This window comes from Saccharopolyspora sp. NPDC003752 (assembly GCF_053605825.1).
On sequence record NZ_JBSGJZ010000004.1, the window covers coordinates 193,615 to 219,865 of the forward strand.

Sequence of the window (26,251 nt, forward strand, 5' to 3'; positions counted from 1 at the left end):
CATCCCAGTTGTCGAGTAGCGCAGATCACACTCCTCGCTAGGAGTGGTCGGCAAGGGTTGCAGCGAATTGCAATCCGCCCTGGCTATCGCGTGCAGTGACCGGTGCCACATATCATCGCCGCGAGAGCGATGGCGCAGGAGGTGGACCGGTGAGCGTTCCGCACGCTGTCCCGCCGGGTCGGCACCTGCCCGACTACGCCCGCGACCTGGTGCGGATGCACGACGCCGTCATCTCCGGAAGCCGGCCGCAGCTGCGCCCACGGGCCCTCGTCTCCCGTTCCTGGTCGCGCGTGCTCGGGCTCGGCCTCACCGCAGACGGGCGCAACGTCCGCGCCGCCCTCGCCGAGGAGGAACTCGCGCGGCGGCGGCACGATTCGCCGCTGCGGAACGTCATCGGCGAACTCAGGCAGGTGATCGGGGCGGTGTCCGACGCCTCGCCGCTGCTGCTGGTGGTCACCGACGCCGATGGCGTCATCCTCTGGCAGGAGGGCGCGTCGCCGGTCCGCCGCCGGGCCGAGGACCTCGGTTTCCGCCCGGGCGCCGAGTGGACCGAGGCGAATGTGGGCACCAACGCGATCGGCACCGCGCTGGCCGAGGCCGCGCCGGTCGAGCTGCTCGCGGGCGAGCACTTCGAGCAGGGCCAGCATCCGTGGTACTGCACCGCCGCACCGATCCACGACCCGCGCACCGGCGCGATGCTGGGCGTCGTCGACGTCAGCGGGCCCGCCCTGACGCTGCACCCGGCGATCGGCGCCCTGGTGGAGACGGCGCGACGGCTCGCCGAGTCCCAGCTCTGGCGCGGCCATCGGCAGGGTCTGGAACGGCTGCGGCGGTCGGCCGAGCCGCTGCTGGCCGCGGCCGCCGGGCCTGCCCTGCTGGTCGACGACGACGGCTGGGTCGCGCACAGCTCGGGCATCGCGGTGGGGGACCGGATCGCCGCGCCGGCCGACGGGCAGGTCATCGCGGTTCCCGGCGTCGGTGCCTGCCTGCCCGAGCGGCTGGCGGACGGCTGGCTGATCCGGCCGTCGGACCGCGGGCGGGCGGTGCTGCTCGACCTCGACCTGTCCGGCTCGCCGATCCTGCGCCTGCGCTCCGGCGACGCCGAATGGCACCGCCCGCTGACCAGGCGGCACGCCGAGATCTTCGCGCTCCTGCACTCCGCCGGCCCCGCCGGCCTCACCGCGCAGGCGCTCAGCCGGGCCCTGTTCGGCGACTCCGAGCACCTCGTCACCGTCCGCGCGGAGGTGTCGCGACTGCGCCGCCTGCACGGAACCCTCGTGGAGACCAGGCCCTACCGGTTGGCCGACGGAGTCGAGCTGGCCGTCCACCGCGCACCGTGATCCCGGCGCGCGGTGGACAGCCGGGCGCTCACCCCAGCGGCCAGCCCTTGAGGGGCTTGGGCTGCGGCGTGGGATAGGCGCGCTTGGAGGTGGTGAGGTTCTGGTTCACCAGGGCCTCCGCCAGACTCACCGCCGCGGCGACACCGTCGACGACCGGGACGCCGACCTCCGCCTCGACCCGCTCCGCGAGCCCCGCCATTCCGGCGCAGCCGAGCAGGATCACGTCGGCGCCGTCGTCCTCCACCGCCAGCCGCGCCTCCTCGACGATGCGCGTGGCGGCCCGGTCCTCGTCGGCCTCCAGCTCCAGCACCGGGATCTCGGCGGCGCGCAGCGCCGCGCACCGCCCCGTCAGGCCGATCAGCTGGAGGCGGTCGTGGATCTGGCCGAGCGTGCGGCGCAGCGAGGTGACCACCGCGTAGCGGCGGCCGATCAGGCACGCCGTGTGCGCGGCGGCCTCGGTGATGTCGACGACCGGCACGTCGAACAGCTCCGCGAGCCCTTCCTTGCCGTGCTCGCCGAAGCCCGCCAGCACCACCGCGTCGAAGGGCTCTTCGAGCCGGCTGACGCGGTCCATCACCGCCACCGCCGCCAGGTAGCTCTCGAAGTTGCCCTCCACCGAGCCGGCCCCGAAATCCGGTGTCACCGCGATGATCTCGGTGGTGTCGGAGGCTGCTTTCACGGCCTGCTGCCGGATTGCCTCGGTGACCGCCTCGGTCGTGTTGACGTTGGCGACGACGATCCTCATGTTTCCCCTCACGGACTGGCTGTTCACTCGGCGGCCACGGCGATTGCTTCGCCGTCGACGTCGCGGAATTCCGGCTTGCGGTCGCCGATGACGGCGTAGATGGCCGCGCCGAGGATCGCCCCGACGAACCAGGAGAACCCGGCGACGACCTCGAAGACGGGCACCAGCGCCACGATGACCGAGATCGCGGCGGCGGGCACGAACGCCCAGACCGCCTTGGGGTTGTAGCCGTTGCGGTAGTGGTACTCGCCGTCCGGGTTCTCGGTGTAGAGGTCCGGGACGTTGACGCGGGCCTTCCGCAGCAGCCAGTAGTCCGCCATGATCACGCCGAAGATCGGGCCGAGCAGCGCGCCGAGGCCGCCGAGGAAGTAGTTCACCACGACGGGATTGTCGTAGAGGTTCCACGGCAGGATGACGAGGCCGATGACGGCGCTGACCAACCCGGCCCGGCGGAAGTTCAGCTTCTGCGGGAAGAGGTTGACGAGCACGTAGATCGGCGCCACGAAGTTCGCCATCAGGTTCACCGCGATCGTCAGGATGATCAGCGCGACCGAGGCGCTCGCGAGCAGGATCAGGTTGGGGATCGTCTGCACGATGTCGGTCGGGCTGGTGATCACCCGGCCGTCCAGCTTGAACTGCGCGCCGCTGAGGACGACGACGATGCCGGCGAAGAAGAGCATGTTCACCGGAATCCCGATCAGGTTCCCGCCGATGATCGACTTCCGGCTCTTGGCCGAGCGCGTGAAGTCGCAGAAGTTCAGCACGAAGGTCCCGTAGATCACGACCCAGAGCGCGGCGCCCTGCAGGATCTGCAGCCACATCGCCCCGCCGGTGAGCGGCTGCGAGGTGGAGATCGATATGGAACCGCCGGCGCGGACGAACATCCAGATCGCCAGCGCGCACATCGTGATGAGGGTCGTCGGCGCGGCGATCGCCATGTACTTGCGGATCACGTGCATGCCGTAGCTGACGATGAGGACCTGGACGGCCCACAGCGCGAGGAAGGTGATCCAGCCGAGCGTCGAAAGCCCCAGCGCGGACGTCGTCTCCAGCACCTGCAGCCTGGGGAACATGGCCACCAGGAGGGCGTTGAGCACGGCGGACGCGAGGTAGGTCTGGATGCCGAACCAGGCGATCGCGACGATGCCGCGGACGGCGGCCGGGATCCGCGCGCCCTTGGTGCCGAACGCGATGCGGCTCATGACGGGGAAGGGCACGCCGGTCTTGTGGCCCATGTAGCCGGACAGCGTCAGGAGCAGGAACAACAGCACCGACGCCAGCACGAATGCCAGTAGAATGCCCCATACGCTCAGCCCGAGCGCGAACAGCCCGATGGCGAAGGCGTAGTTGCCGAGGCTGTGCACGTCATTGGCCCAGAGCGTGAAGACGTTGTAGGCGCCCCAGCGGCGCCCCTCCTTCTTCGTCGGGGCGAGGTCGTAGCTGTACAGAGCGGTGCTGGCGGAGCCGGGCGGATCCGTGGCAGTTCGGTCGTCCGTCGCGGTCATAAGGCTGCTCCCGGGTTTCCACGTTGAAACATTCGGCTACCTTGAATTTCCTATTTATTCCACGATGTGGAAGTATAAGAATATGTATACGTAAGGTAGGTCCAGGCGAACCACTGGTCAAGAGTTGGTCGGGGTCGTTCGTATACCGAAATCTTCGCCGGGCGCGGTTTTCCCGGCAAACGCACCGGATCCCCCGTGCCGTTGTGGCACAAGGGGATCAGGTGTGCGGAAATCTCCGACGAGCGCCGCGCGAGGTCAGCGGTTCGCGGGGCGAAGACCGCCGAGGAGCGTTCCGACGAGCCTGTCGGCGCGGAGCCGGTCAGAAGAGCATGCGTTCCAGGACCATCTGGCGGCTGGACAGGACGTGCTGCTTCGCCACCTCCGCGGCGCGGTCCGCGTCGCCAGCGGCGATCGCGGCCTGGAGCGCCTCGTGCTCGGTGCAGACCCGCTCGGGTTCGAGGTTCATCCGGAACAGCCAGGCCAGCCGGCTGTGCAGCGGCTCCAGCATCGACGCCAGCAGGTCGTTGCCCGCGAGCCCGACGAGCGTGTCGTGGAAGGTGGCGTTGGCGTCGGACATCGCGTTGACGTCACCGGCCTCGTGCGCCTCGCGCGCCCTGCGGGCCAGGTCGGCCAGCTGCGCCACTTCCTCGGCCTCGGCGCGCTCGGAGGCCAGCCGGGCGGCGTAGACCTCCAGCGCCTCGCGGACCTCGAACAGCTCCTTGACCTGCTGGCGGTCCAGGCCGCGGACGAACACGCCCCGGCGGCGCGGCAGCACGTCGACGAACCCTTCGCTCTGCAGCATCCGGATCGCCTCGCGCACCGGAACCCGGGAGATCCCGAGCTCGGCGGCGAGTTCCTGCTCGAAGATCCGGTCACCGGGGCGCAGCCGGCCATCGGCGATGCGGTCCTGCAGTTCCCTGCGCACCTGATCGCGCAGGGGGACGCGGGTTTCCGCGGTTTGCTCACCGGTGACCGACACGGCTCCTCCTCCTGGGTCGCGCTGCCCCCAGCCTAGGCGAGGCGGGTTCAGATGCCGCGCTTCATGGCGCGCGTTCCCAGCCACAGGCCCGCGGCGGCGATGACGCCCGCCGCGATGATCCCGTACGGCACCGACGGGTCCGCGAGCTGCCCGGAGAACAGCGCCCGCTCGGCGTCGGCGATGTGCGAGACCGGGTTGAATCGCGCGATGACCTGCAGCCACGCCGGGCCGAAGTCCATCGGCAGCAGCACCCCGGACAGCAGCAGCAACGGGAACAGCACGAGCTGCGTGATCGCGTAGAACAGCTCGCCGCCGGGGTGCGAGGCGATCGCCAGCACGAACGACAGCGCGCCGAGCCCGACGCCGAACACCAGCAGCAGGGCCAGCCCGGCGAGCACCCCGGTGGGGTGCAGCTGGAAGCCCAGCGGCACGGACAGCGCGATGAGCAGCACCGCCTGCACCAGCAGCAGGGCGAACTCCTTCAGCGTTCGGCCCACGAGCATCGCCGAGCGGTTCAGCGGCGTCACCAGCATCCGCTCCAGCGAGCCGCCGCCGAGCTCGACCAGCAGGTTGTAGCCGGCCATCATCGGGCCGAACAGGCACATCATCACGAGGATGCCCGGCACGAACCACTGCCACGGCGCCGCGTCGAACCCGGAGGTGCCGGCCAGCAGCGGCCCGAAGAGGAACAGGAACAGCACCGGCTGCGCCATGCTGAACAGGATCATCATCGGCTCGCGCAGCGCCGGGGTGAACTCCCGCGCGAAAACCGTTGCGGTGTCTCGGAAGAATTGCATCGATCGGTCCTTTCTGCGGTTCAGGTGCCGTGAGTGCGCAAGCCGGTGAGAACCGGAATCAGTGCTCACGACTCGGGTTCGCCTTCGCGGAGGCTTCGGCCGGTGAGAGCGAGGAAGACGTCGTCCAAGGTGGGGCGCGCGGTTTCGGCGGCGATCGCCTTGATCCCGGTCTCCTCGAAGGCGCGCAGGTATTCCGGCAGCGCGGTGTCGGCGCGGGGCACCCGGACCCGGACCGACCGGCCGTCGACGGTGACGGCGTCGGGGGAGGCGAGCCGGGCCGCGGTCTCGGCCGCCGGTGCCGCGTCCGCGTGGGCGACGGTGATGACGATGCGGTCGCCGGCGAGGTCGGCCTTGAGCTGTTCGGCCGTGCCGTCGGCGATGACCCGGCCGTGGTCGACGATCACCACCCGCTCGGCCATGCTGTCGGCCTCGTCGAGGTAGTGCGTGGTGAACAGCAGCGTCGTGCGGTGTTCTTCGCGCAGCCGCAGCACGTGCTCCCAGATATTGGCCCGGCTGTGCGGGTCGAGGCCGGTGGACGGCTCGTCCAGGAACAGCAGGGCCGGGCGGTTGACCAGGCCCATCGCGATGTCGAGGCGGCGGCGTTGCCCGCCGGAGAGCGTGCCCGGTTTGCGGGCCGCCAGCGGGGTCAGGTCGAGCAGGTCGAGGACCTCGTCGGCGCGGCGCCGGGCGTCGTGGCGGGCCAGGCCGTAGCTGCGGCCCTGGGTGATCAGCTCGTCGCGGGCGCGGAAGTTCTCGCCGGCGCTGCTCCGCTGGCCGACGTAACCGATGCGGGCGCGCACCGCGGCGGGGGAGGCGATGATGTCGTGCCCCGCGACGGTGGCCGTTCCGGAGGTGGGCGGCAGCAGCGTGGTGAGCATCCGCAGGCTGGTCGACTTTCCGGCGCCGTTCGGCCCGAGGAAGGCGACCAGCTGGCCGGGCTCGACGTCGAGGTCCAGGCCGCGCACGGCGTCGACCGGTCGGCGTTTGACGGTGAACCGGCGGGTCAGGCCGCGGGCGTGGATCATCAGTTGCTCCTTCTGCACGGTTGCCCCGGAAATGGGCATGACGAAGAAACCCCGGTTCGGGGGTTTCGGGCGAGATGGCCGATCCTGGCGCGCGGCGGACCCGGCGGTCAAACGTGAACAGTACTTTCATGTTTGCTCTGACCTGCGAAAACTTCGCGGTCGACGCGCTCGGTCGGGGCACTGCGTGCGGCCGATTTCGCTGGTCGGCGGCCATTTCCGGAATTTCCCGAAGAAATTCAGCTGTGAACCCGAGGTTCACGGTGCTGCGCGGGTTTGCGAATCGGGCCCTGCCGCCTCATGGGGTCCGCATCGATGCCTGAACGCGCAGTGCTGCTCAAGCCCGGCGCGGGTGGGGCGTTTTGTGCGATTCCCTGGCCGAACCCGAGTCCGGTTGTAAACCTTGGGTTCACACTGATACTGTGAACCCAAGGTTTACAAGGAGGTCGGACATGTCGGCAGAAGAGGCCGAGCGGTTGGTGCGGCAGATGGCGGACTCGGTGCCGGTCGAGGCGATCGATCCGGGCCCGAAGGGCAGCGACTTCGGCGACGAGCAGGAGCGCCGGGTGGCCGCGCTGGGCAGGCTCCGCGCGGCGCTGGAGGCGGAGGAGCTGATGGCCGAAGCGGCGGGGCGCACCGTTTCAGCCGCTGCGGCGGAAACGGTGTGGCTCGGCGCGAGCCTCGCGGACCTGAGCACGGTCACCGGCCGGTCCCGGCAGGCGGCCCGCAAGCGGTGGCCGGAGCTGGGCGGCATCTACCGGCGCCGCAAGTGGCTCGGCGACCACGTCGAGGACATCACCTACACGGCGGGCCTGCTGGCGTCCCGCGCCGACGACCTGGTGCCCGGGCGCGGCCACGGCACGTTCATGAAGCTGATCCGGCAACTGCGCGAGGGATTGCGCCGCAGCGAGGACGACTTCGCCCAGGACACCCGGGAGAGCGCGGACCCGGCGGCGCGCTGGCGAGCGCTCGACGACCTGGTGAACGTGACGCTGCGCGGAATCATCGAAACGGCGGGAAAACCGGCAACCCCGGAAGCGGACTTCGCCCTCCACGGAGCCCGCGGAGTCCTCGGCTACTACGACCACGCCACGGCCGAATCCCCGGAGGCCTGACCCGCCCGGCGCGGCAGGAACCTCCCGATTCCAGGCGAGATCGGAGGTTCCTGCCGAGCTCCGGCGGGTCGCGATCGGGCGGCGTCACCGGCACCGCGGCGCGGCCGGGTTCACCGGGTGCGCGGCTGGACGTGGACGCGTTCGCCTTGCAGTCCGAACAGGATGAGCAATTCGACCGCGCGCCCGTCGGCCGACCCCAGCCAGTGCGGCAGCGTGGTGTCGAACTCCGCGGCCTCGCCCGGCGGAAGGATCAGGTCCCGTTCGCCCAGCACCAGCCGCAACCGTCCATTGAGGACGTAGAGCCACTCGTACCCGCTGTGGGTCTGCGGGGTGGGTGCGGCCGGCTCGGCGCGGCTCGGGATGAGCATCTTGTACGCGTGCACCCCGCCGGGCCTGCGGGTGAGCGGGATGAAGGTCATGCCGTGGCGGTGGATCGGGTGCAGGTGGATCCGCGGGTCACCGGTGCGGGGAGCGCCGACGAGGTCGTCGAGCGGGACGTCGTAGGCGCGGGCCAGCGGTAGCAGCAGCTCCAGGTTCGCCCGCCGATGCCCGCTTTCCAGGCGGGACAGGGTGCTCTCCGAGATCCCGGTCCTCGCCGCGAGATCGGCAAGGGTGCTGCCGCGTTGCCGGCGCAGCGCGCGCAGCCGTGGCCCGACCGCGTCCAGCACGTCCTCTAGTTCCTCGCTCATGCCCCCAGTCTTGCCGGTTCGGCAAGGTTCCGTGCAATCGGTGTCAGTTGCGCGCGAGGGTGGTTGCCGTACCCGATGACCGGCACGAGGGAGAAACCGACAATGGGCCAGGATTCCACCGGCACGACGCCGGGCGTCGACGCCGCCCGCTTCTGGGACGAGCTCTACCGCGATCCCCGGCCTGCCCAGACCGGCCGGGCGAATCCCGTGCTGGCCGAGATCGCCGGGGACCTCACCCCGGGCACCGCCCTGGACCTGGGCTGCGGGGCCGGCGGTGACGCGCTCTGGCTGGCCGGTCGCGGGTGGCGGGTGACCGCGGTCGACATTTCCGCCAACGCCGTGCGCCGCCTAGCCGAGAACGCCCGGGCACGCGGCCTGGACGCGATGATGTCCGTGGAATGCGTGGACCTGGCGGACGACTTCCCCGCGGGCGGCTTCGACTTGGTGTCCGCCCAGTACTTCCAGACGCCGTTCGCGTTGCCCCGGGCCCGGGTTCTACGCACCGCCGCGCACGCGCTGCGCCTCGGCGGGCGGCTCGTGGTCGTCGACCACGGCTCCACGGCGCCCTGGACCTGGAACCAGGACCCCGGGATCCACTACCCCACGCCGGACGAGGTGTTCGCCGAGCTGGCCCTCGACCCGGCCCGGTGGCGCGTCGAGCGCGCGGACATGCCCCGGCGGCGCGCGACGGGACCGGGCGGCCAGACCGCGACCGTCGTCGACAACGTGCTGGTCATCCGCCGGACGGCGGCCTGATCTCCCGCCCCGCCCCGATCTGAGAGGACGACCATGCCGCAGAGGCACCGCCCCGCCGAGCACCGTCGCGACGCCGGCCCCCCGAAGACCGGGCCCGGGGAGAAGGACGTGCTGCTGGGCTTCCTCGACTACCTGCGCGACTCGGTGATCGCCAAGGCGCACGGCGTCCCGGAACCGCAGGTCCGCACGCCCGGCGTGAAGTCGGGAACGAACCTGCTCGGCCTCGTCAAGCACCTCACCCACGTCGAACGCCACTGGTTGCTCGGCGATCCGGTCACCGACTGGGCAGCGACCTTCCGCCCGGAACCGGACGAAAGCGCCGACGACATCCTCCTCGCCTACCGGGAAACCACGGCCCGCGCGAACGAGGCGATCGCCGCGTACCCCGACCTCGCCGCGGCCGGACCGCGCCCGGGCGGGCGGCCCGGCCCGGCACCGTCCCTGCGCTGGACCCTCGCCCACCTGATCGAGGAAACCGGGCGCCACGCCGGGCACGCCGACATCCTGCGCGAACTCATCGACGGCGCCACCGGACGCTGACCCGCCCGAGTCGATCGGTGGTCAGAGGTCGGCGAGGGCCGTGATCGGGTTTTCGGCGCAGTCCGCGATGTAGCGGAGGAAGCCTCCTGCCGTTGCTCCGTCGCAGACCCGGTGGTCGAACGTCAGGGACAGCTGGGTCACCTTCCGGAGGGCCAGTTCTCCTTGGTGGGCCCAGGGTTTGTCGATGATCCTGCCGACGCCCAGGATCGCCGCCTCCGGGTGGTTGATGATCGGGGTGGAGCCGTCCACACCGAACACGCCGTAGTTGTTGAGCGTGAACGTGCCGCCCGTGAGGTGCTTGGGTTCGAGGTCTCCCGCGCGGGCCAGGACGGTGCGGTGCGCGATCGCTTCGGAGAGCTGCGCCGTGCTCATCTCGTGGGCGTCGCGGACCACCGGGACCATCAGGCCGCGCGGTGTTTGCGCGGCGAAGCCGAGGTTGATGTGCCGGAACTGGACGATCTCGCCGCGTTCGGTGTCCACCGAGGCGTTGAGCTCCGGGAACCGCCGCAGGCCCGCCACGCAGAAGCGGGCGATCAGCGACAGCAGGCTGATGTCCGCGCGCTCCTTGAGCAGCGCACGGGCCTCCAGCAGGCGGGTCGCGTCCACGTCCACCCACGTGCTGGCGTCCGGGATCTCCCGGCGGCTGCGGGCCAGCTTGTCGGCGACGGCGCCGCGGAGACCGCGCAGCGGCGTGCGGATCTCGCCGTCCCGCTGGGGCGGTTCGGGGCGCGCCGCGGAATCCACGTCGCGGCGCAGGATGACACCGCACGGCCCGGTGCCGACCACATTGGACAGATCGACGCCGTGCTGCTTGGCGAGCCGGCGCACGATCGGCGAGAGCACGCGCGGAGCGCCGTTCGGGCTCGGCGCGGCCGACGCGATCTGAGGCTCCGCGCTTCGCAGCGTGCGCGACGTGGTGTGCGCACGGCGGCGTCGGCGGGTGGCCGTTCCGCCGGTTCCGTAGCCGACGAGCACGTTGCCCGAACCAGCCCGCTCCTCGGTGCGGTGCTGTTCGTGCGGCGAGTCGTCGCACGCGATGGTCGTCAGCGGCGCGCCCACGGCCAGCACGTCGCCGGCGGCGCCGTGCAACGTCACGACCACGCCCGCGTGCGGGCAGGGCACGTCGACGACCGCCTTGGCGGTCTCCACCTCGACGACGACCTGGTCCGCCTCGACCCGGTCGCCGACCTCGACGTGCCAGCGGACGATCTCCGCCTCGGTCAGGCCCTCCCCGAGGTCGGGCAGCGCGAACTCCGCGGAGCGCGTCATGCGGCGTCCTCCTGGCTCCGGGCTCCGCCGAGCCACTTCGCGTCCGGTTGGTCGTCCCACTGCAGCCGGTCCAGCGCGTCGAGCACCCGGTCGATGCCAGGCAGGTGCACGTGCTCCAGCTTCGGCGGCGGGTACGGCACGTCGAAGCCCGCGACGCGCAGCACCGGCGCGGCCAGCGAGTGGAAGCAGCGCTCCTGCACACGCGCGGCGATTTCCGCTGCCACACCGGCGAATCCGGGAGCCTCCTGGAGCACCACGCAACGCCCGGTGCTGCGGACGGCTTCGGTGATCGTCTCGTCGTCGAAGGGCACCAGGCTGCGCGCGTCCACGACCTGGACGTCCCAGCCCTCTTCCTCCGCCGCCGCGGCGGCTTCCATGGCCAGCGGCACGCCGGGGCCGTAGGCGATCAGCGTCGCGTCGCGGCCCGGCCGGCGGATCGCGGCGCGCCCGATCGGCTCCGCCTTCGCCGGCAGCTCGATGTCCTGTTTGGACCAGTAGAGCTTCTTCGCTTCCAGGAACACCACCGGGTCGGGATCGTCGATTGCCTCGCGCAGCATCGAGTACGCGTCCGCGGCGGTCGCCGGCGCGACGACCTTGAGGCCCGGGGTGTGCGCGTAGTAGGCCTCGCTGGAGTCGCAGTGGTGCTCCACGCCGCCGATGCCGCCAGCGAACGGCACCCGGATGACGATCGGCATGCCGACCGCGCCGCGCGTCCGGTTGCGCATCTTCGCGATGTGCGAGACGACCTGCTCGAACGCGGGGAAGGCGAAGGCGTCGAACTGCATCTCCACCACCGGGCGGAAGCCCGCCATCGCCATGCCCACCGCGAACCCGGCGATGCCCGACTCGGCCAGCGGCGTGTCGAAGCAGCGGTCCTCGCCGAACTCGGCCTGCAGGCCGTCGGTGATCCGGAAGACGCCGCCGAGCCGCCCGACGTCCTCGCCGAAGACCACCACGCGCTCGTCCTCGGCGATGGCGTCGCGCAGCGCCGCGTTGAGCGCCTGCGCCATGCTGGTCGGTGCCATTACAGCGCCTCCTTTTCGGCTCGGAGTTGGGCGAGCTGCTCGGTCAGCTGCGGGGTCGGTTCGGCGTAGACGTGGCGGAAGAGGTCCTCTGGATCGACTGCGGGTTCCTGCTGCATGCGGGTGCGCACCCCGGCGGCGAACTCCTCGGCCTCTGCGGCGATCCGCTCCACCGCCGCGTCGTCGAGGTGGCCGCCCGCGCGCAGGTGGCGCTCCAGGAGGCCGATCGGGTCCCGCTGCTGCCAGTGCTCGACCTCCCCGGGCGGCCGGTACCGCGTCGCGTCGTCGGCGTTGGTGTGCGCTTCCATCCGGTAGGTGTGCGCCTCGACGAGGAACGGGCCGTTCCCGGCGCGGGCGTGCGCCACCGCACTGTCCAAAACGGACAGGACCGCCGCGGCGTCGTTGCCGTCGACCTGCTCGCTGCGCATCCCGTAACCGATTCCCTTGTGCGCCAACGAAGGCGCGACCGACTGCTTGGCGAGCGGGACGCTGATGGCGTACCCGTTGTTCTGCACGAAGAAGACCACCGGCGCGCGGAAGACGGCGGCGAAGTTGAGCGCCTCGTGGAAGTCGCCCTCGCTCGTGGCGCCGTCGCCGAGCAGCGCCATGGCCACGGTGTCGTTGCCCTTGCGGGACTCGCCGTGGGCCAGCCCGACCGCGTGGAGCGTCTGGGTGGCCAGCGGTGTGCACTGCGCCGCGGTGCGGGTCGCCGGGACGTCGTACCCGCAGTGCCAATCCCCGCGCAGCAGCGTCAGCACCTCGACCGGGTCGATGCCACGCGCCACCAGCGAGACCGAATCGCGGTAGGTCGGGAACAGCCAGTCGTCGGCGCCGATGCTCAGCACCGCGCCGACCTGGCAGGCCTCCTGGCCGCGCGAGGACGGGTACACCGCGAGCCGCCCCTGCTTGGTGAGCGTGGTGGCCTGCGCGTCGAACCGGCGGCCGAGCACCATCGCCCGGTACGCCTCCAGCAGCCGGGTGGGCTCCGGCATCGGGTACTTCGGATCGGGCTGCTCCAGCAACCGCACCGGGCTGCTCGACGGAAGCCATTCCACGGCCGTAACCTCCTCAGGACGACTGGCTTGAGATGGTCGGCCAAGTCGGTCACGTGATACAAGTCATGGCCAGATAATCGGAACGAACGGCATCGAGGAAGCAACATGGCCGACCAAACGTCCATCGGGATCGATTCGCGGGGCGGCCGGTCCGGACGATCGGCACCGGCGCTGGACGAGATCGACGCGCGGATCGTCGAGGAGCTGGGCCGGGACGGGCGGATGTCCGTCCGCACGCTGGCGGAGCGCGTGAGCATCTCCCGGACCAACGCGCACAGCCGCGTGGAGCGGCTGATCTCCAGCGGGGTGATCACGGGTTTCCACGCGCGGGTCGACCCGGTCAAGGTGGGCCGGGGCACGGCGGCCCTCATCGGCCTGTCCATCGAGCAGGGCACCTGGCCCGAGGTGTCCCGGCGGCTGGCCGCGACCAGCGGCGTCGAGCACGTGGCGCTGGTGGCCGGGGACTTCGACTTCGTGGTGCGGGTCCGGACGGAGGACAACCTGTCGCTGCGGAACCTGGTCTTCGACCACATCCAGTCGCTGCCCGGGGTCCGGAACTGCCACACCTGGCTGATCTTCGACGAGTTCGAACCCGAGCGGTGACGCGCCTGGCGGGGCGTCGGCCGTCACCCGGGTGAACGTCGCCTTCTCGCGAAACCGCGCCTCCGCCCGGCGGCGGCGCGGTTCAGAGGTCGAGGTCGACGACCACCGGGGTGTGGTCCGAGGTGCCCTTGCCCTTGCGGGCCTCGCGGTCGACGTAGGAGTCGGCGACCGCCCCGGTGAAGCGCTCGTTGCCGTAGACCAGGTCGATGCGCATGCCCTGGTTGTTCGGGAAGCGCAGCTGGCGGTAGTCCCAGTAGGTGAACGGCACGTCGTACTTCAGCGCCCGCGGGTAGACCTCGGCGAGGCCGGCCTCCGCGAGCGCGGCGAGCGCCTTGCGCTCGTCCTCGGTGACGTGGGTGCTGCCCTCGAAGGCCGCGATGTCCCAGACGTCGGCGTCGGTCGGGGCGATGTTGAAGTCGCCGAGCACGGCGAACGGCCGGTCGGCGGCCAGCTCGTCGATGGCGGTGGCGCGCAGCGCGTCGAGCCACCGCAGCTTGTACGCGTAGTGCGGGTGCCCGACCTCGCGGCCGTTCGGGACGTACACCGACCACACCCGCACGTCGCCGCACGTCGCGCCGATCGCCCTGGGCTCCTGGGTCTCGAATATGGCGCCGTCGGCCTGGAAGCCCGGCTCGTCGAGCAGCCCGCGGCGCACCTCGTCGATGCCGACCCGGGATAGCACCGCCACGCCGTTCCAGCGCCCAGTGCCGTGTGCGGCGACCTCGTAGCCGAGCTCGCCGACCTCGTCGACGGGGAAGGCGTCGGCGGCGCACTTGAGCTCCTGGACGCACAGGACGTCCGGTTCGGCCTTGCCCAGCCAGTCGAGCAGCTTGGGCAACCGGGCGCCGACGGAGTTGACGTTCCAGGTAGCGATCCGCATGCCCGAACCCTGTCACACCACCCCGTCTACCAGCGCAGTGGTACCCGGAACCGGTTCTGCCTCGGGGGCAACGCCGAGCACGCCCCGTCAAGCCCGTGCGTACTTCGTGTTGTCATAGCAGCACAAAATGCACACGGGCCACGGCGGTCAGCGGGGGAGCCACTCGGGGCGGCTGGCGCCGCGGGGGAGCAGGACGTGCCGGTAGGCGCCCGGGGTTTCCGACATGCGGACCTGGTCGGTGACGCCCTGGTAGCGGCCGAGGGGCGTGTCGGCGGTGAAGGTCTCCGGGTCCAGGTAGGCGTGCTCCTCGCCGGTGCCCGCGACGGCGTGGGCGTAGTCGCGGTCGAAGATGCCCATGCTCAGGATCCACAGGGCGGCCCGGGTCAGGGAGACGTGCACGCGGTAGCTGCCGCCCTCGGTGGCGCGGCGGATGAGCGCCTGGCCGACGCCGAGCGCGAGCAGCCACGACACGATGTAGTCGTTGACCACCAGGATCGGCGGCAGCGCCGGCGTCTCGCCGCCGCCTTCGAGGTTCATCATCCCCACCAGGCTGCCCGCGGACTGGTCGAAGCCGACCCGCTGCGCCCACGGCCCGGCGCTGCCGTTGAGCATCGCGGTGGCGTGGATGATGCCCGGGCGGGTGGCGGCCGCCTCCTCCGGCGACAGCCCGATCGACTCCAGGTAGCCGGGCCGCCGGTTGGCGTAGAACACGTCGGCGCCGGCGAGCAGCCGCCGGATCAGCGCGGCGCCCTCCGCCCGGTAGGGGTCCACTGTGGCCGATCGGACGCCGACGTTGGCGGTGATGTAGGTGGTGTCGTGCTCGAGTTCGCCGGGGCGCCAGATGTTGAGCGCGTCCGCGCCGTGCAGCGCCAGCGCGCGCCCGACGCCGGCCCCGGCGATCACGTGCCCCATGCCCAGCGCGCGGACGCCGTCCAGCGGCGCGCTGCCGGGGCGGAACGGTTCGGGGTCGCTCTCGCCGATCTTGGTGACCTCGATCAGCGGCATGTCGGCGAAGAAGTCGCGGTACTGGACCTCGGCGAGCAGCTCCGCCGGGCTGCGCAGCATCGGCATGACCACGCCCGCGGCCTCGCCCGCCTCCTCCAGGTCGCCGGCCCGCCAGCCGGCGATGGCGCGGCCCACCGCCGCCGCGTCGTCCGGCACGCCCAGCAGCTTCTGCGCCCCCACCTTGAGCTTCGGGTACGGGTTGAGCGGCATGACCCACCGGTCGTCGGCGGTGCGGTAGAAGGCGAAGCCCAGCGCGTTGCTCGGGTTCGCCGGGCTCGCGCCGGGATAACCGTTGAGCAGCTCCCACCGGCGGTCGTAGAACGGGCACAGCCGGTGCGGGGCCGTGCGCAGGTCCACCGAGATGTCCTGGCCGCGCCCGCCGCGCAGCTGCCAGATCTTGGCCATCACGACCGACTTGGCGGCCAGCGCGATGCCCGCTGCCCCGCCCAGCCGCAGCGGGCTCGGCACCACCGGGTCCGCGCCGCGGAAGGAGACGCGCCCACCGGCGTCCGCCGGGTCCAGCCCGACGCCGGCCAGCAGGTCGGCGAGCTCGGCGTTCGGATCGAAGGCGTCGTCGGTGGCGGGGGCGGCGATCGCCTTGCTGATTCGCTCGGTGAGGGACACGGTTCCTCCTGGACTGGTGCCGCGCGGAATTCCTTATGCAGGCTAACTATTCACCGCGCGCCCGGCTGGACCGATTCGCGAACGCGGCGTGACCGCGGCGGTCACGCGACGTGACCGGAGGAGGATCCACTGAGGACTGGGGCGGCGACGTCAGCGGAGCATGTTGTGCTCGCCCGCGTACTGGTAGCGCCACACGCCGTCCGCGCGCCGGTCGTGCCGGTCGTAGCGGGCGCAGGGCGCTTCGCCGTCGCGCGGGGACGGGAAGGTGAACTGGCCGAGGGGTAAATCCGTGTCCGGCGCGGGGATGATGAACGAGCGGCCGTCTTCGGGGCCGCCGATCAGTTCGGCGTGCACGTGCTGTTGCATAGGTCTTCTCCCGGGCTCGGCCCCAGTCGGTTCTCGCCCCATAGGACCAAATGCGGCGGCCCGGAGTTCCACACTTCACCCGATCGTCTCAATGAGAGGCCGCTGCCCGGTCAACGGGCATCGCGCGAACGGCCGTACCCGCCATCCGATTGATCGGGCCGCTCGCCGGGTACGCGGATGACATGGCCGAGAACGATCTGGCGACCTACCGCCGCAAACGCGATCTCGCGCGATCCGGGGAGCCCGCCGGTGGCGAGCCGGGGGAGCGGCCCCGGTTCGTGGTGCAGAAGCACGACGCGTCGAGCCTGCACTACGACTTCCGGCTGGAGGTGGACGGCGTGCTCAAGTCGTGGGCCGTGCCGAAGGGCCCGTCGCCGGACCCGCGCGAGAAGCGGCTGGCCACGCCGACCGAGGATCATCCGCTCGACTACGCCGAGTTCGAGGGCGAGATCCCGGAGGGCTACGGCGCGGGCACGGTCGTCGTGTGGGACGCCGGGACCTACCGCAACGACACCGAAAGCGACGGCAAGCCGGTTGCGATGGCCGATGGGCTTTCCGCCGGGCACGTCAAGGTGTGGCTGGAGGGCGAGAAGCTCCGCGGGGCGTTCGCCCTGACCCGCGCGGAGTTCCGGGGCCGCGAGCAGTGGCTGCTGGTGAAGGTGGCCGACGAGGGCGCCGACCGGCGGCGCAACCCGGTCAGCACGCAACCGGAGTCGGTGCTCACCGGCCGGACCAACGACGAGCTGCGGTGACGGCCGGTGACCGCGCTGGTGGAGGTCGACGGGCGGCGGATCGAACTGTCCAACCCGGACAAGGTCCTCTATCCCGACGATGGGTACCGGAAACGGGATGTAATCGAATACTTCCGCTCCGTAGCGGAGGTGATGATCGAGCACACCCGCGGCAAGCCGATGACGCTGCGCCGGTTCCCGGACGGCATCGGCTCCGGCGGGTTCTTCCAGAAGGAGGCCTCGAACCACTTCCCGGACTGGGTGCGGGTGGCGGCCGTGCCGCAGCGGGGCGAGCCGGGCACGGTGCACCACGTCGTCGTCGACGACGCGCCGACCCTGCTCTACCTGGCCGGTCAGGCGTGCCTGGAATTCCACATCGGACTGTCCACGGTGGATGATCTGGACCGGCCGGTACTCGCCGTGCTGGATCTCGACCCGCCCGAGGGTGCGGATCTGCCGGAGCTCCGCGCGGTGGTGCGGCGGATGTGCGAGCGGTTCCGGGACGTCGGCCTGTCGCCGCACGTGCAGGCCACCGGCGGCAAGGGGTTCCACGTCGCCGCCGCGCTGCGCGGCGAGCGGGGCTTCGACGAGGTCCGGGCCGCCATCCGGGAGCTCGCCGAGCAGGCCGCGCGCGACGAGCCGGACCGGCTCACCGTCGAACAGCGGAAGGACAAGCGGGGGAACCGGATCTTCTTGGACACCAACCGCAACGCCTACGGCCAGACGATGATCGCGCCCTACTCGCTGCGCGCCCGCCCGGGCGCCCCGGCCGCCACCCCGCTGGACCTCGACGAGCTCGGCCGGGCGGCGCCCCAGTCCTACGGCCTGGCGAACATGGCGCGGCGGCTGGCGCAGAAGGCCGACCCCTGGGCCGGCCTGGAGGACGCGCGATCCGCCGGCGACTTTCCGCATCCCGGCAACCGGGACCGGCCGGAGGAGGAGTGACGAGCAATGTCCGAACCGCGAAGCGGTGCCGAGGAGCAGGAACCGACGACGTTGCCGGGCGCAGAAGGCCTGGACGCGGACGAACTCGGCGGCGACCCGGTGGAACAGGGCGTCGAGCCGCCCGAGCACTGGTCCGCGGAGACCCGCGATCGCCCGACCCCACGGAGTGAACGGGAGGGCGAGTCGCTCGACGAACACCTGGCCGAGGAGGTGCCCGACATCGAGCCCGAACAGCCACGAAACGGCATCGACGAGAGCATCGACGACCGAGCCGCGGAGGAAGAAGGCTTCTGACGGGGCGTGAGTGACTCGGCGGCCTCCCGGGTACGCCTGTCGCACAGGTTCGAGGGGAGGGACCGTGGAAGCCGAGATCACCCTCGTCGTGGACGGGGCCGAGCACCGGTTCACCGTCGACACGCGCACGACCGTGCTCGACGCCCTGCGTGAAGCGCTGGGGATCACCAGCGCGAAGAAGGGCTGCGATCACGGCCAGTGCGGGGCGTGCACACTGCTGATGGGCGACCGCCGGGTCAACAGCTGCCTGATGCTCGCGGTGGCCTTCGACGGCGCCGAGTTCCGCACCGCCGACGGCCTCGCCGGCGCCGACCTGCACCCGGTGCAGCGGGCGTTCATCGAGCACGACGCGTTCCAGTGCGGATACTGCACGCCCGGCCAGGTGTGCTCCGCCGTCGGTGTGCTGTGCGAGATGCGCGACGGCGAGCCGAGCGCGGTCACCGCGGACGGCGCCGGGCTGGCCGACGAGATCCGCGAGCGGATGAGCGGGAACCTGTGCCGCTGCGGCGCGTACGCCAACATCGTCCCGGCCATCGCGGAGGTGGCGCAGCGATGAAGCCGTTCCGCTACCAGCGCGCCGCCGACGTCGCGACCGCGGTGGACACCCTCTCCGCGACGCCCACCGCCGCGTTCCTGGCCGGCGGCACCAACCTGGTGGACCTCATGAAGCTGGAGGTCGAGCAGCCGGACGTGCTGGTGGACGTCCGGCGGCTGACCTCCGGCCGGATCGAGCAGCACCCAGAGTTCGTGCGCATCGGCGCCGCGGTCACCAACAGCGCGCTGGCCGCCGATCCGGTGATCCGCGAGCGCTTCCCGCTGCTCTCGCAGGCGGTGCTCGCGGGTGCCTCCGGCCAGCTGCGCAACCTCGCGACGACGGGCGGGAATCTGTTGCAGCGAACCAGATGCGTCTACTTCCAGGACGTGACGACGCCGTGCAACAAGCGGGAGCCCGGGACGGGTTGCTCGGCGCGGGAGGGCTTCCACCGCGAGCACGCGATCCTCGGCACGTCCGAAGCGTGCGTCGCCACGCACCCGTCCGACATGGCAGTGGCGATGGTCGCGCTCGACGCGGTGGTGAACACGCAGGGGCCGCACGGGCAGCGGGCGATCCCGCTGGTCGGGCTGCACCGGCTGCCCGGCGACGAGCCCGAGCGGGACACCGTACTGGAGCACGGCGAACTGATCACCTCGATCGACATCCCGTCGCTGGGCTTCGCGGTGAACTCCCGGTACCGCAAGGCCCGCGACCGCGCGTCGTACGCGTTCGCGCTGGTGTCGGTGGCCGCCGCCGCGGACGTCGCCGACGGCGGGCTGCGTGACGTCCGGCTGGCGTTGGGCGGCGTCGCCCACAAGCCGTGGCGGGCGACCCGGGCCGAGATGGTGTTGCGCGGAGCCGCTGCGACGGAGGAGAAGTTCCGGGAGGCCGCCGATGCGGAGCTCGCCGACGCGCGGCCGCTGCCCGGCAACGAGTTCAAGATCCCGTTGACGCGCAACATGATCGTCGACGTCCTCGCCGAGCTCGCGGGGGTGCGGAGATGACCACCACGACCAGCCTGATCGGCGCGCCCGTCGACCGCATCGAAGGCGACGAGAAGGTCCGGGGCGCCGCGCTGTACGCGGCGGAGCACCCGGTCCAGCGGCCGGTGCACGTGTTCCCGCTGCAGTCGGACATCGCGCTGGGGCGGATCACCGGCATCGACACCGCGGCGGCGATGCGCGAACCCGGCGTGCTGGGCGTGCTGACCCACGAGAACGCGCCGCGGCTGGCCTCGACCAAGGACGCCGAACTGGCGATCCTGCAGTCGCCCGAGGTCGCCTTCCGCGGGCAGTTCATCGGCGCGGTGCTCGCCGAGACGGCGGAGGCCGCCCGGCGGGCGGCGAACCTGGTGCGGCCGAGCTACGAGACGCGCACCCACGACGTCTCCCTCCACCCCGCCCGCACCGACCTGGTCAAGCCCGGCGAGGTCAACGGCGGCTTCCCGACCGACACCGACGAAGGTGACGTGGACGGCGCGCTGGCCGCCGCGGCGGTGGTCGTCGACGCCACCTACACCACGCCGCAGGAGCACAACAACCCGCTGGAACCGCACGCCACCATCGCGATGTGGACCGACGACGAGCTCACCCTCTACGACTCCACGCAGGGCGTGCACTGGGTGCGCGACACGATCGCTGCGCTGTTCGGCATGGAACCGCACCGGATCCACGTGGTCTGCCCGCACACCGGCGGCGGCTTCGGCTCCAAGGGCCTGCCGCACGCGCACGTGGTGCTGGCCGCGATGGCCGCGCAGCTCGTCGCCCCGCGACCGGCGAAGCTCGTCCTGACCCGCCAGCAGATGTTCTCGGTGGTCGGCTACCGCACCGGCACCATCCAGCGGATCCGGCTCGGCTGCGAGGCATCCGGCGTGCTGACCGCGATCAGCCACGACGTGGTCGAGCAGACCTCCCGGATCAAGGAGTTCGCCGAGCAGACCGCCGTGCCCACGCGCATCATGTACGCCGCCCCGAACCGCCGCACCACGCACCGGCTGGCCGAGCTCGACGTGCCGGTGCCGTCGTGGATGCGCGCGCCCGGCGAGGCGCCGGGCATGTTCGGCCTGGAGGTCGCCATGGACGAGATGGCGATCGCCTGCGGCCTGGATCCCGTCGAGTTCCGCATCCGCAACGAGCCGGACACCGATCCCGAGACCGGCCGGCCGTTCTCCAGCCGGAACCTGGTCGCCTGCCTGCGCGAGGGCGCGCGGCGGTTCGGCTGGACCGGGCGCGATCCGGCGCCGCGCGCGCACCGCGACGGGCCGTGGCTGGTCGGCACCGGGGTGGCCGCGTCGACGTACCCGGTGTTCAGCATGCCGGGATCGCGGGCCATCATCCAGGCCCGGCCGGACGGCCGCTACCGGGTGCTCATCGGCGCCGCCGACATCGGCACCGGGGCGTGGACCGCGCTCACCCAGATCGCGGCCGACGCGCTGGGCGTCGGGATGTCCGAGGTGGCGCTGAGCATCGGCGACACCGACCTGCCCTACGCCACCGGTGCGGGCGGGTCGACCGGCATCCTGTGCTGGGGTTCGGCCATCGTGGACGCGGCCCGCCGGCTGCGCGCCGAGCTGCCGGCCGGGGAACCGGTCCCGGACGAGGGCGTGGAGGTCACCGGGGCGCTGCCGGACAACCCGTACGCCGGGCAGATGTCCATGCACAGCTTCGGCGCGCAGTTCGCGGAGGTCCGGGTGCACACCGCGACCGGGGAGCTCCGGGTGCCGCGGCTGCTCGGGATCTTCGCGGTCGGCCGGATGATCAACGCCAAGACCGGGCGCTCGCAGCTGCTGGGCGGGATGACCATGGGGCTGTCCATGGCGCTGCACGAGCACAGCGTGGTCGACCCCCGGTTCGGGCACGTGGTCAACCACGACTTCGCGGAGTACCACATCCCGGTCAACGCCGACATCGGCGACATCGAGGCGGACTGGATCGACGAGCACGACCCGTACGTGAACCCGATGGGCGCCAAGGGGATCGGCGAGCTGGGCATCGTGGGAACGGCGGCGGCGATCGCCAACGCCGCCCACCACGCCACCGGCATCCGCGTCCGGGACCTGCCGATCACCCTGGATCGGTTCCTGTCCTGACGCGCGCCTGATCCACAATGGACATTTGCTGTTCATGTCCGTGAACGGCTGCGCCGTGCGCAGCAGTGCTGCTGCGCGGAATTGCCGAACCTGGCGGGGTTTTCCGCTCTCCGAGTCGATCGCGTCGCCCGATGGGCGTCTTGTCCGCGTGTTCGGGCGTTTGTTTGACTGCTCGCGGATCACCGGATCGCCTCGACGGGGAGGGCTTCATGCCGGGAACTTCCGCGCGTTCGGCCAGAACGGCCGCGATCGGCCTGCTCGCCGCGGTCCTGCTCGCCGGGTCGGCCGTGCCGGGAAACGCCGAACAGGCTCCGGCGAATCCGGGCACGAACTACGCGATCGACGATCCCTTCACCTCGGAGCGGACCCAGTGGTGGCGCGACAGCCGGTTCGGGATGTTCATCCACTTCGGCGGCTACTCGCAGCTGGAGGGCGAATACCGGCGGCCCGACGGCAGCGTGTGCCGGAACGCGGAGTGGATCCAGCGCGAATGCGCGATCCCGCGAGAGGAGTACGAAGACCTGGTCGCCGGGTTCGACCCGGCCGGGTTCGACGCCGAGGCGATCGCCCGCACCGCCGCCGAGGCCGGGCAGCGCTACCTGGTCATCACGGCCAAGCACCACGAGGGCTACGCCATGTGGCCGACGAAGGTCAACCGGTGGAACCTGCGGGACCACTCGTCGTTCGACTCCAGCCGCGACATCCTCGCCGAGCTCAAGCGGGCGACCGACAAGTACGGCATCCGGCTGGGCTTCTACTACTCGATCTGGGACTGGCACGACCCGGACGCCTCGAACCCCGACACCTTCGACCGCTACCAGGAGCGGATGCGCGAACAGCTGCGGGAACTCGTCTCGGACTACGACCCGGCCCTGCTGTGGTTCGACGGCGAGTGGAGCACCGACAACCCGCCCAACCCGTGGACCGCGCAGGACGGCGAGCGCCTGGAGTCCTTCGTGCGCGGCCTGGACCCGGAGCTGATCGTCAACAACCGGGTCGGCAAGCGGCGGGTCACCGACGGCGACACCGGAACGCCCGAGCAGGAGATCCCGAGCGAGCCCGTCGCCGGGCAGCTGTGGGAGACCTGCATGACGATCAACGGGCACTGGGGCTACGCGAAGTGGGACCACGACTGGAAGTCCTCGGCCGACCTGGTCCGCAACCTCACCACCACCGCGGGCCGGGCCGGCAACTACCTTCTCAACGTCGGCCCCGACGCGCGCGGCCGGGTACCGGCGGAATCGGTGAGCCGCCTGCGCGACGTGGGCGAATGGCTGCGCCGCGACGGCCAGGGCGCCGCGGTGCTGTCGGCGGGCGCGCCGGGCATCGTCGAGCAGCCGGGCTGGGGGACGGTGAGCCGCCGCGACGGGAAGCTCTACGCGTCGGTGTACGACTGGCCCGGCAGCGGGGGTTCGCTGACGCTGCAAGCGAAATCCGCGTTCGACGTCACGGCCGCCCGGGTGCTGGGCAGCGACCAGCGGGTCGACGTCGAGCGCGCCGGCGACGCGGTGACGATCCGCCCTTCCGGCGGGCCGGCGAACGGCCTCGCCACCGTCATCGAACTGGACGTCGCGACGCCGCGCCCGGCGCCCGAAGGCGACGGGACCGGGCTGACCGCGCGCTTCTGGGCGCACCGCAACTCGCCGGGCGAACCGGACGTGACCCGCGTCGACCCGGGCGTGAACTTCGACTGGAAGTACACCGGCTCGCCGGATCCCACGATCCTGCCCGCCGGCTACTCGGCCCGCTGGACCGGCACGCTCGAACCGCGCTTCACCGAGACGTACACGCTGCGCACGGTCTCGTCCAACGCCGTCCGGCTGTGGATCGACGACCGGCTGGTGATCGACAACTGGTCGGGGCACGGCCCGGCGGTGGACGACGCGGCCGTCCCGTTCGAAGCCGGTCGCCGGTACGCGATCCGGATGGAGATGAAGAAGGAGACCGACGAAGGCGTCGCGAAGCTGCTGTGGACCAGCCCGAACACACCGCAGCAGATCATCCCGGCGGGCCAGCTCCACCCGGAGCGATGATGCCGCTGACCAGGCGCGGCGCGCTGCTCGCCGGCGGGCTCGTGGCGGCCGGCGCGGCGCTGCCCGGCAGTGTGGCGCGAGCGCGCGACTCGCGGCGCCTGGACTGGCTCATGGACATGGTCCACTCGAACCCGGGCGAGCCACCGACGCGCAGCGCCTACAACGACCCGCGGACGCTGGCCGCGCACGGGCACAACGCACAGGTGGTCAACGAGTTCCGGCCGCCGCACACCGCCGTCACCTTCGACGGCTTCGACGAGCGGATCTTCCCGCGGGGCTCGGACGCCAGGGCGTGGGTCGAGTGGAACGCCGCGACCATCGACGAGCGGATCCGGCAGATCCACCGCGCGGGCCTGCGGGCGCTGTACTTCACCGACATCATCGTGCTGCCGAAGCGCCTGGTGGAGCTCCACGCCGGGGAGATCCTCGACGGCGACGGGCGGATCTCCCTGGACCGCCCGCTGACCAGGCAGCTCCACCGGATCATGCTGGCCGAGGTCTTCGACAGGTTCCCGGACCTGGACGGGCTGGTGGTGCGGACCGGCGAGGCGTACCTGTCGAACACGCCGCACCACACAGGCAACAACCCGATCACCCGCGGCGCCGAGAGCCACCTGCTGCTGCTCGACATCCTCCGGGAGGAGGTCTGCGCCAAGCGCGGCAAGCTGCTGTTCTACCGCACGTGGTCGTTCGACGGCTTCCACACCGATCCGGCGTACTACCTGGGCGTCACCGACCGCGTCCCGCCGCACCCGAACCTGATCTTCTCCATCAAGCACACCCGGGGCGACTACTGGCGCACCAGGGCGTTCAACCCGACGCTCGCCATCGGCAGGCACCCGCAGGTCGTGGAGGTGCAGTGCCAGCGGGAGTACGAGGGCAAGGGCGCGCATCCGAACTACATCGGCGACGGCGTGCTCAACGGGTTCGAGGAGAACGCGGGCGCGCCCGGGCCCAACGGGCTCGCCGACATCCGGGACCACCCGAACCTGCGCGGGATCTGGACGTGGTCGCGCGGCGGCGGCTGGCGCGGGCCGTACATCGAGCACGAGCTCTGGTGCGACCTCAACTTCGCGGTGGTGAGCCGGTGGGCGCGCGACACCGGGCGCGCCGAGCGGTCGATCTTCGACGAGCACGGACAGCGGCTAGGTCTGTCCGCAGTGGACAGAGATCGCTTCCGGTGGCTCGCGCTGGCTTCGGCGGCGGGAGTGCTGCGCGGGCATTACAGCACCGTGTTCGAGCTGGGCCGGACGACGTGGCTGCGGGACCAGTTCCTGGGCGGCTCGGACAAGGACCTCACCGCGGACTTCCAGCGCGTGCTCGACGCCGGGCTGGTGGACGCGGCGCTGGCGGAGAAGGCGGCCGCGGTGGCGATCTGGGCCCGCATCGACCGGCTGGCCGCCCAGATCCGGCCCCCGGATCCGGAAACCCGCGAGTACCTGCGGGTTTCGAGCAGGTACGGGCTGCTGCTGCACCGGGTGGTCCACCACGGCTGGGGCGCGATGCTGCGCGGCTTCGCCGGCGACCGGACCGGCAGCTACGACACGGCGGCCATCCGCGCGCACATCGCCGGGTACGACCGGGCCTGGTCGGAGTTCCGCCGCCTCGCCGAGGAGAACCCCTCGTGCGCCTCGCTGTACGTCCCGCAGTCGTTCGGGCCGCGGAACCCGGACGGCACCTACGACGCCGATCCGGATCACGGCATGCGCCAATCCGTCGACCGGTACCGGTGACGTCCGGGGTCGCGGGAGCTACGACCGGGAGCGCCAGTCGGAGGCGAGCAGGGACCAGACCTCGACGTCGCGGCGGTGGCCCTGGTGCAGGACGGATTCGCGCAGCACGCCGTCGAGGGTCATGCCCAGGCGCTGTGCCGTCGCCTTGCTCCGGTGGTTGTCCGCGTCGTTGCGCCACTCGACGCGGCTCATGCCGCGCACCCCGATGGCCCAGCCGATCAGGTGCGTCGCGGCCCGCGTGATCAGGCCCCGCCCCTCCGCCTCCGGCGCGAGCCACACGCCGAGCTCGCAGACGCCCGAAGGCACGTCGAAGATCCGGAACAGGATCCCGCCGACGAGATCGCCGCGCAGCCGGATTCCGTAGATGCGCCCCTCGTCGGCGGCCTGCCGGTCGGCGTAGCTCTGCAGGAAGGCCCGGGCGGACGCCTCGTCGGTGACGATCTCGGTCCACGGCAGCCACGGGGCCAGGTGGTCGCGGTAGCGCTCGGCGTGGGCGGCGAACTCGGCGGCCTGCCAGGGTTCGAGCGGCGTCAGCGCGGCGTCTTCGGTGAGAGGATGGCTGAACATGGCTCTCCGTTCA

At 71.5% G+C, this 26,251-nt stretch carries 26 protein-coding genes; 13 read left to right on the forward strand and 13 right to left on the reverse strand.

The window, feature by feature from the left end; translation table 11 throughout:
* Nucleotides 1-149 precede the first annotated feature (149 nt).
* Nucleotides 150-1,340, forward strand: coding sequence for a transcriptional regulator (locus ACWEV3_RS07630; RefSeq protein WP_452613100.1), 1,191 nt, complete (start codon nucleotides 150-152; stop codon nucleotides 1,338-1,340).
* Nucleotides 1,341-1,368: 28 nt separating this feature from the next.
* Here ACWEV3_RS07630 and ACWEV3_RS07635 read toward each other — a convergent pair whose 3' ends face one another.
* The 5 genes from ACWEV3_RS07635 to ACWEV3_RS07655 all read right to left on the reverse strand — a co-directional run bounded on the left by ACWEV3_RS07635 (nucleotide 1,369) and on the right by ACWEV3_RS07655 (nucleotide 6,391).
* Nucleotides 1,369-2,085, reverse strand: a complete 717-nt coding sequence (locus tag ACWEV3_RS07635; RefSeq protein WP_452613101.1) for an aspartate/glutamate racemase family protein — start codon at nucleotides 2,083-2,085, stop codon at nucleotides 1,369-1,371.
* Nucleotides 2,086-2,108: 23 nt separating this feature from the next.
* Complete coding sequence (locus ACWEV3_RS07640; RefSeq protein ID WP_452613102.1) at nucleotides 2,109-3,590, reverse strand: NCS1 family nucleobase:cation symporter-1; 1,482 nt, start codon at nucleotides 3,588-3,590, stop codon at nucleotides 2,109-2,111.
* A 319-nt stretch (nucleotides 3,591-3,909) separates the two neighbouring features.
* Nucleotides 3,910-4,569, reverse strand: coding sequence for a GntR family transcriptional regulator (locus tag ACWEV3_RS07645; RefSeq protein WP_452613103.1), 660 nt, complete (start codon nucleotides 4,567-4,569; stop codon nucleotides 3,910-3,912).
* A 47-nt stretch (nucleotides 4,570-4,616) separates the two neighbouring features.
* Entirely contained in the window at nucleotides 4,617-5,366 is a 750-nt protein-coding gene (locus ACWEV3_RS07650; protein ID WP_452613104.1) for an ABC transporter permease, read from the reverse strand.
* Between the two features lie 65 nt (nucleotides 5,367-5,431).
* Entirely contained in the window at nucleotides 5,432-6,391 is a 960-nt protein-coding gene (locus ACWEV3_RS07655) for an ATP-binding cassette domain-containing protein (protein ID WP_452613105.1), read from the reverse strand.
* A 449-nt stretch (nucleotides 6,392-6,840) separates the two neighbouring features.
* Between ACWEV3_RS07655 and ACWEV3_RS07660 the strand changes: the two genes are divergently transcribed.
* Entirely contained in the window at nucleotides 6,841-7,503 is a 663-nt protein-coding gene (locus tag ACWEV3_RS07660; RefSeq protein ID WP_452613106.1) for a hypothetical protein, read from the forward strand.
* Between the two features lie 110 nt (nucleotides 7,504-7,613).
* Here the strand turns inward: ACWEV3_RS07660 and ACWEV3_RS07665 are convergent, their stop codons facing one another.
* On the reverse strand, nucleotides 7,614-8,192 hold the full coding sequence (locus ACWEV3_RS07665; protein WP_452613107.1) for a helix-turn-helix domain-containing protein: 579 nt from the start codon (nucleotides 8,190-8,192) through the stop codon (nucleotides 7,614-7,616).
* Between the two features lie 102 nt (nucleotides 8,193-8,294).
* On the opposite strand from ACWEV3_RS07665, the gene ACWEV3_RS07670 reads away from it, so the two are divergent.
* Together ACWEV3_RS07670 and ACWEV3_RS07675 are read left to right on the forward strand one after the other, a co-directional pair.
* Nucleotides 8,295-8,948: a class I SAM-dependent methyltransferase gene (locus ACWEV3_RS07670; RefSeq protein ID WP_452613108.1), complete on the forward strand. Its 654-nt coding sequence runs from the start codon at nucleotides 8,295-8,297 to the stop codon at nucleotides 8,946-8,948.
* Nucleotides 8,949-8,981: 33 nt separating this feature from the next.
* Nucleotides 8,982-9,488 (forward strand): DinB family protein, encoded by a 507-nt coding sequence (locus ACWEV3_RS07675; RefSeq protein WP_452613109.1) that lies wholly within the window; start codon nucleotides 8,982-8,984, stop codon nucleotides 9,486-9,488.
* Between the two features lie 21 nt (nucleotides 9,489-9,509).
* On the opposite strand, the gene ACWEV3_RS07680 is transcribed toward ACWEV3_RS07675, so the two are convergent.
* The 3 genes from ACWEV3_RS07680 to ACWEV3_RS07690 are packed head-to-tail and all read right to left on the reverse strand — an operon-like array spanning nucleotide 9,510 to nucleotide 12,834.
* Nucleotides 9,510-10,757 carry a dihydrolipoamide acetyltransferase family protein gene (locus ACWEV3_RS07680; RefSeq protein ID WP_452613110.1) on the reverse strand — a complete coding sequence of 416 codons (1,248 nt, stop codon included), beginning with the start codon at nucleotides 10,755-10,757 and terminating at the stop codon, nucleotides 9,510-9,512.
* Nucleotides 10,754-11,782, reverse strand: a complete 1,029-nt coding sequence (locus ACWEV3_RS07685; protein WP_452613111.1) for an alpha-ketoacid dehydrogenase subunit beta — start codon at nucleotides 11,780-11,782, stop codon at nucleotides 10,754-10,756. Before ACWEV3_RS07685 ends, ACWEV3_RS07680 begins: the two co-directional genes overlap by 4 nt.
* Nucleotides 11,782-12,834, reverse strand: coding sequence for a thiamine pyrophosphate-dependent dehydrogenase E1 component subunit alpha (locus ACWEV3_RS07690; protein WP_452613112.1), 1,053 nt, complete (start codon nucleotides 12,832-12,834; stop codon nucleotides 11,782-11,784). The genes ACWEV3_RS07685 and ACWEV3_RS07690 overlap by 1 nt, the downstream gene beginning before the upstream one ends.
* A 105-nt stretch (nucleotides 12,835-12,939) precedes the next feature.
* Between ACWEV3_RS07690 and ACWEV3_RS07695 the strand changes: the two genes are divergently transcribed.
* On the forward strand, nucleotides 12,940-13,437 hold the full coding sequence (locus ACWEV3_RS07695; protein WP_452613113.1) for an Lrp/AsnC family transcriptional regulator: 498 nt from the start codon (nucleotides 12,940-12,942) through the stop codon (nucleotides 13,435-13,437).
* Between the two features lie 82 nt (nucleotides 13,438-13,519).
* On the opposite strand, the gene ACWEV3_RS07700 is transcribed toward ACWEV3_RS07695, so the two are convergent.
* From ACWEV3_RS07700 to ACWEV3_RS07710, 3 genes are all read right to left on the reverse strand, one after another.
* On the reverse strand, nucleotides 13,520-14,317 hold the full coding sequence (locus ACWEV3_RS07700; protein WP_452613114.1) for an exodeoxyribonuclease III: 798 nt from the start codon (nucleotides 14,315-14,317) through the stop codon (nucleotides 13,520-13,522).
* A gap of 147 nt (nucleotides 14,318-14,464) precedes the next feature.
* Nucleotides 14,465-15,946: a CoA transferase gene (locus ACWEV3_RS07705; protein ID WP_452613115.1), complete on the reverse strand. Its 1,482-nt coding sequence runs from the start codon at nucleotides 15,944-15,946 to the stop codon at nucleotides 14,465-14,467.
* Nucleotides 15,947-16,096: 150 nt separating this feature from the next.
* Nucleotides 16,097-16,312: a hypothetical protein gene (locus tag ACWEV3_RS07710; RefSeq protein ID WP_358571865.1), complete on the reverse strand. Its 216-nt coding sequence runs from the start codon at nucleotides 16,310-16,312 to the stop codon at nucleotides 16,097-16,099.
* Nucleotides 16,313-16,494: 182 nt separating this feature from the next.
* Here ACWEV3_RS07710 and ACWEV3_RS07715 point away from each other — a divergent pair, with 182 nt between their 5' ends.
* From ACWEV3_RS07715 to ACWEV3_RS07750, 8 genes are all read left to right on the forward strand, one after another.
* The gene (locus ACWEV3_RS07715) at nucleotides 16,495-17,064 is read left to right on the forward strand and encodes a DNA polymerase ligase N-terminal domain-containing protein (RefSeq protein ID WP_452613116.1); all 570 of its coding nucleotides are present in this window, start codon (nucleotides 16,495-16,497) and stop codon (nucleotides 17,062-17,064) included.
* 6 nt (nucleotides 17,065-17,070) lie between these two features.
* Nucleotides 17,071-17,988 carry a non-homologous end-joining DNA ligase gene (ligD, locus tag ACWEV3_RS07720; protein ID WP_452613117.1) on the forward strand — a complete coding sequence of 306 codons (918 nt, stop codon included), beginning with the start codon at nucleotides 17,071-17,073 and terminating at the stop codon, nucleotides 17,986-17,988.
* A gap of 6 nt (nucleotides 17,989-17,994) precedes the next feature.
* Nucleotides 17,995-18,282, forward strand: coding sequence for a hypothetical protein (locus ACWEV3_RS07725; RefSeq protein ID WP_452613118.1), 288 nt, complete (start codon nucleotides 17,995-17,997; stop codon nucleotides 18,280-18,282).
* Nucleotides 18,283-18,346: 64 nt separating this feature from the next.
* Nucleotides 18,347-18,838, forward strand: a complete 492-nt coding sequence (locus tag ACWEV3_RS07730) for a 2Fe-2S iron-sulfur cluster-binding protein (RefSeq protein ID WP_452613119.1) — start codon at nucleotides 18,347-18,349, stop codon at nucleotides 18,836-18,838.
* Complete coding sequence (locus ACWEV3_RS07735) at nucleotides 18,835-19,821, forward strand: FAD binding domain-containing protein (RefSeq protein WP_452613120.1); 987 nt, start codon at nucleotides 18,835-18,837, stop codon at nucleotides 19,819-19,821. Before ACWEV3_RS07730 ends, ACWEV3_RS07735 begins: the two co-directional genes overlap by 4 nt.
* A complete protein-coding gene (locus ACWEV3_RS07740) occupies nucleotides 19,818-21,905 on the forward strand; it encodes a xanthine dehydrogenase family protein molybdopterin-binding subunit (protein WP_452613121.1) in 2,088 nt (695 codons plus the stop codon). Before ACWEV3_RS07735 ends, ACWEV3_RS07740 begins: the two co-directional genes overlap by 4 nt.
* A gap of 209 nt (nucleotides 21,906-22,114) precedes the next feature.
* The gene (locus ACWEV3_RS07745; RefSeq protein WP_452613122.1) at nucleotides 22,115-23,938 is read left to right on the forward strand and encodes an alpha-L-fucosidase; all 1,824 of its coding nucleotides are present in this window, start codon (nucleotides 22,115-22,117) and stop codon (nucleotides 23,936-23,938) included.
* Nucleotides 23,938-25,671, forward strand: a complete 1,734-nt coding sequence (locus ACWEV3_RS07750; protein ID WP_452613123.1) for a hypothetical protein — start codon at nucleotides 23,938-23,940, stop codon at nucleotides 25,669-25,671. Before ACWEV3_RS07745 ends, ACWEV3_RS07750 begins: the two co-directional genes overlap by 1 nt.
* Before the next feature lie 18 nt (nucleotides 25,672-25,689).
* Here the strand turns inward: ACWEV3_RS07750 and ACWEV3_RS07755 are convergent, their stop codons facing one another.
* Entirely contained in the window at nucleotides 25,690-26,238 is a 549-nt protein-coding gene (locus tag ACWEV3_RS07755) for a GNAT family N-acetyltransferase (protein ID WP_452613124.1), read from the reverse strand.
* Nucleotides 26,239-26,251 lie beyond the last annotated feature (13 nt).

What these genes read in the sequence shown, in the direction of transcription:
- ACWEV3_RS07735 (WP_452613120.1), top strand. Translation starts at nt 18,835, where the DNA reads ATGAAGCCGTTCCGCTACCAGCGCGCCGCCGACGTCGCGACCGCGGTG.
- ACWEV3_RS07665 (WP_452613107.1), bottom strand. Translation starts at nt 8,192, where the DNA reads ATGAGCGAGGAACTAGAGGACGTGCTGGACGCGGTCGGGCCACGGCTG.
- ACWEV3_RS07725 (WP_452613118.1), top strand. Translation starts at nt 17,995, where the DNA reads ATGTCCGAACCGCGAAGCGGTGCCGAGGAGCAGGAACCGACGACGTTG.
- ACWEV3_RS07650 (WP_452613104.1), bottom strand. Translation starts at nt 5,366, where the DNA reads ATGCAATTCTTCCGAGACACCGCAACGGTTTTCGCGCGGGAGTTCACC.
- ACWEV3_RS07640 (WP_452613102.1), bottom strand. Translation starts at nt 3,590, where the DNA reads ATGACCGCGACGGACGACCGAACTGCCACGGATCCGCCCGGCTCCGCC.
- ACWEV3_RS07695 (WP_452613113.1), top strand. Translation starts at nt 12,940, where the DNA reads ATGGCCGACCAAACGTCCATCGGGATCGATTCGCGGGGCGGCCGGTCC.
- ACWEV3_RS07635 (WP_452613101.1), bottom strand. Translation starts at nt 2,085, where the DNA reads ATGAGGATCGTCGTCGCCAACGTCAACACGACCGAGGCGGTCACCGAG.
- ACWEV3_RS07655 (WP_452613105.1), bottom strand. Translation starts at nt 6,391, where the DNA reads ATGATCCACGCCCGCGGCCTGACCCGCCGGTTCACCGTCAAACGCCGA.
- ACWEV3_RS07755 (WP_452613124.1), bottom strand. Translation starts at nt 26,238, where the DNA reads ATGTTCAGCCATCCTCTCACCGAAGACGCCGCGCTGACGCCGCTCGAA.
- ACWEV3_RS07660 (WP_452613106.1), top strand. Translation starts at nt 6,841, where the DNA reads ATGTCGGCAGAAGAGGCCGAGCGGTTGGTGCGGCAGATGGCGGACTCG.
- ACWEV3_RS07680 (WP_452613110.1), bottom strand. Translation starts at nt 10,757, where the DNA reads ATGACGCGCTCCGCGGAGTTCGCGCTGCCCGACCTCGGGGAGGGCCTG.
- ACWEV3_RS07740 (WP_452613121.1), top strand. Translation starts at nt 19,818, where the DNA reads ATGACCACCACGACCAGCCTGATCGGCGCGCCCGTCGACCGCATCGAA.
- ACWEV3_RS07745 (WP_452613122.1), top strand. Translation starts at nt 22,115, where the DNA reads ATGCCGGGAACTTCCGCGCGTTCGGCCAGAACGGCCGCGATCGGCCTG.
- ACWEV3_RS07670 (WP_452613108.1), top strand. Translation starts at nt 8,295, where the DNA reads ATGGGCCAGGATTCCACCGGCACGACGCCGGGCGTCGACGCCGCCCGC.
- ACWEV3_RS07700 (WP_452613114.1), bottom strand. Translation starts at nt 14,317, where the DNA reads ATGCGGATCGCTACCTGGAACGTCAACTCCGTCGGCGCCCGGTTGCCC.
- ACWEV3_RS07685 (WP_452613111.1), bottom strand. Translation starts at nt 11,782, where the DNA reads ATGGCACCGACCAGCATGGCGCAGGCGCTCAACGCGGCGCTGCGCGAC.
- ACWEV3_RS07750 (WP_452613123.1), top strand. Translation starts at nt 23,938, where the DNA reads ATGCCGCTGACCAGGCGCGGCGCGCTGCTCGCCGGCGGGCTCGTGGCG.
- ACWEV3_RS07710 (WP_358571865.1), bottom strand. Translation starts at nt 16,312, where the DNA reads ATGCAACAGCACGTGCACGCCGAACTGATCGGCGGCCCCGAAGACGGC.
- ACWEV3_RS07675 (WP_452613109.1), top strand. Translation starts at nt 8,982, where the DNA reads ATGCCGCAGAGGCACCGCCCCGCCGAGCACCGTCGCGACGCCGGCCCC.
- ACWEV3_RS07715 (WP_452613116.1), top strand. Translation starts at nt 16,495, where the DNA reads ATGGCCGAGAACGATCTGGCGACCTACCGCCGCAAACGCGATCTCGCG.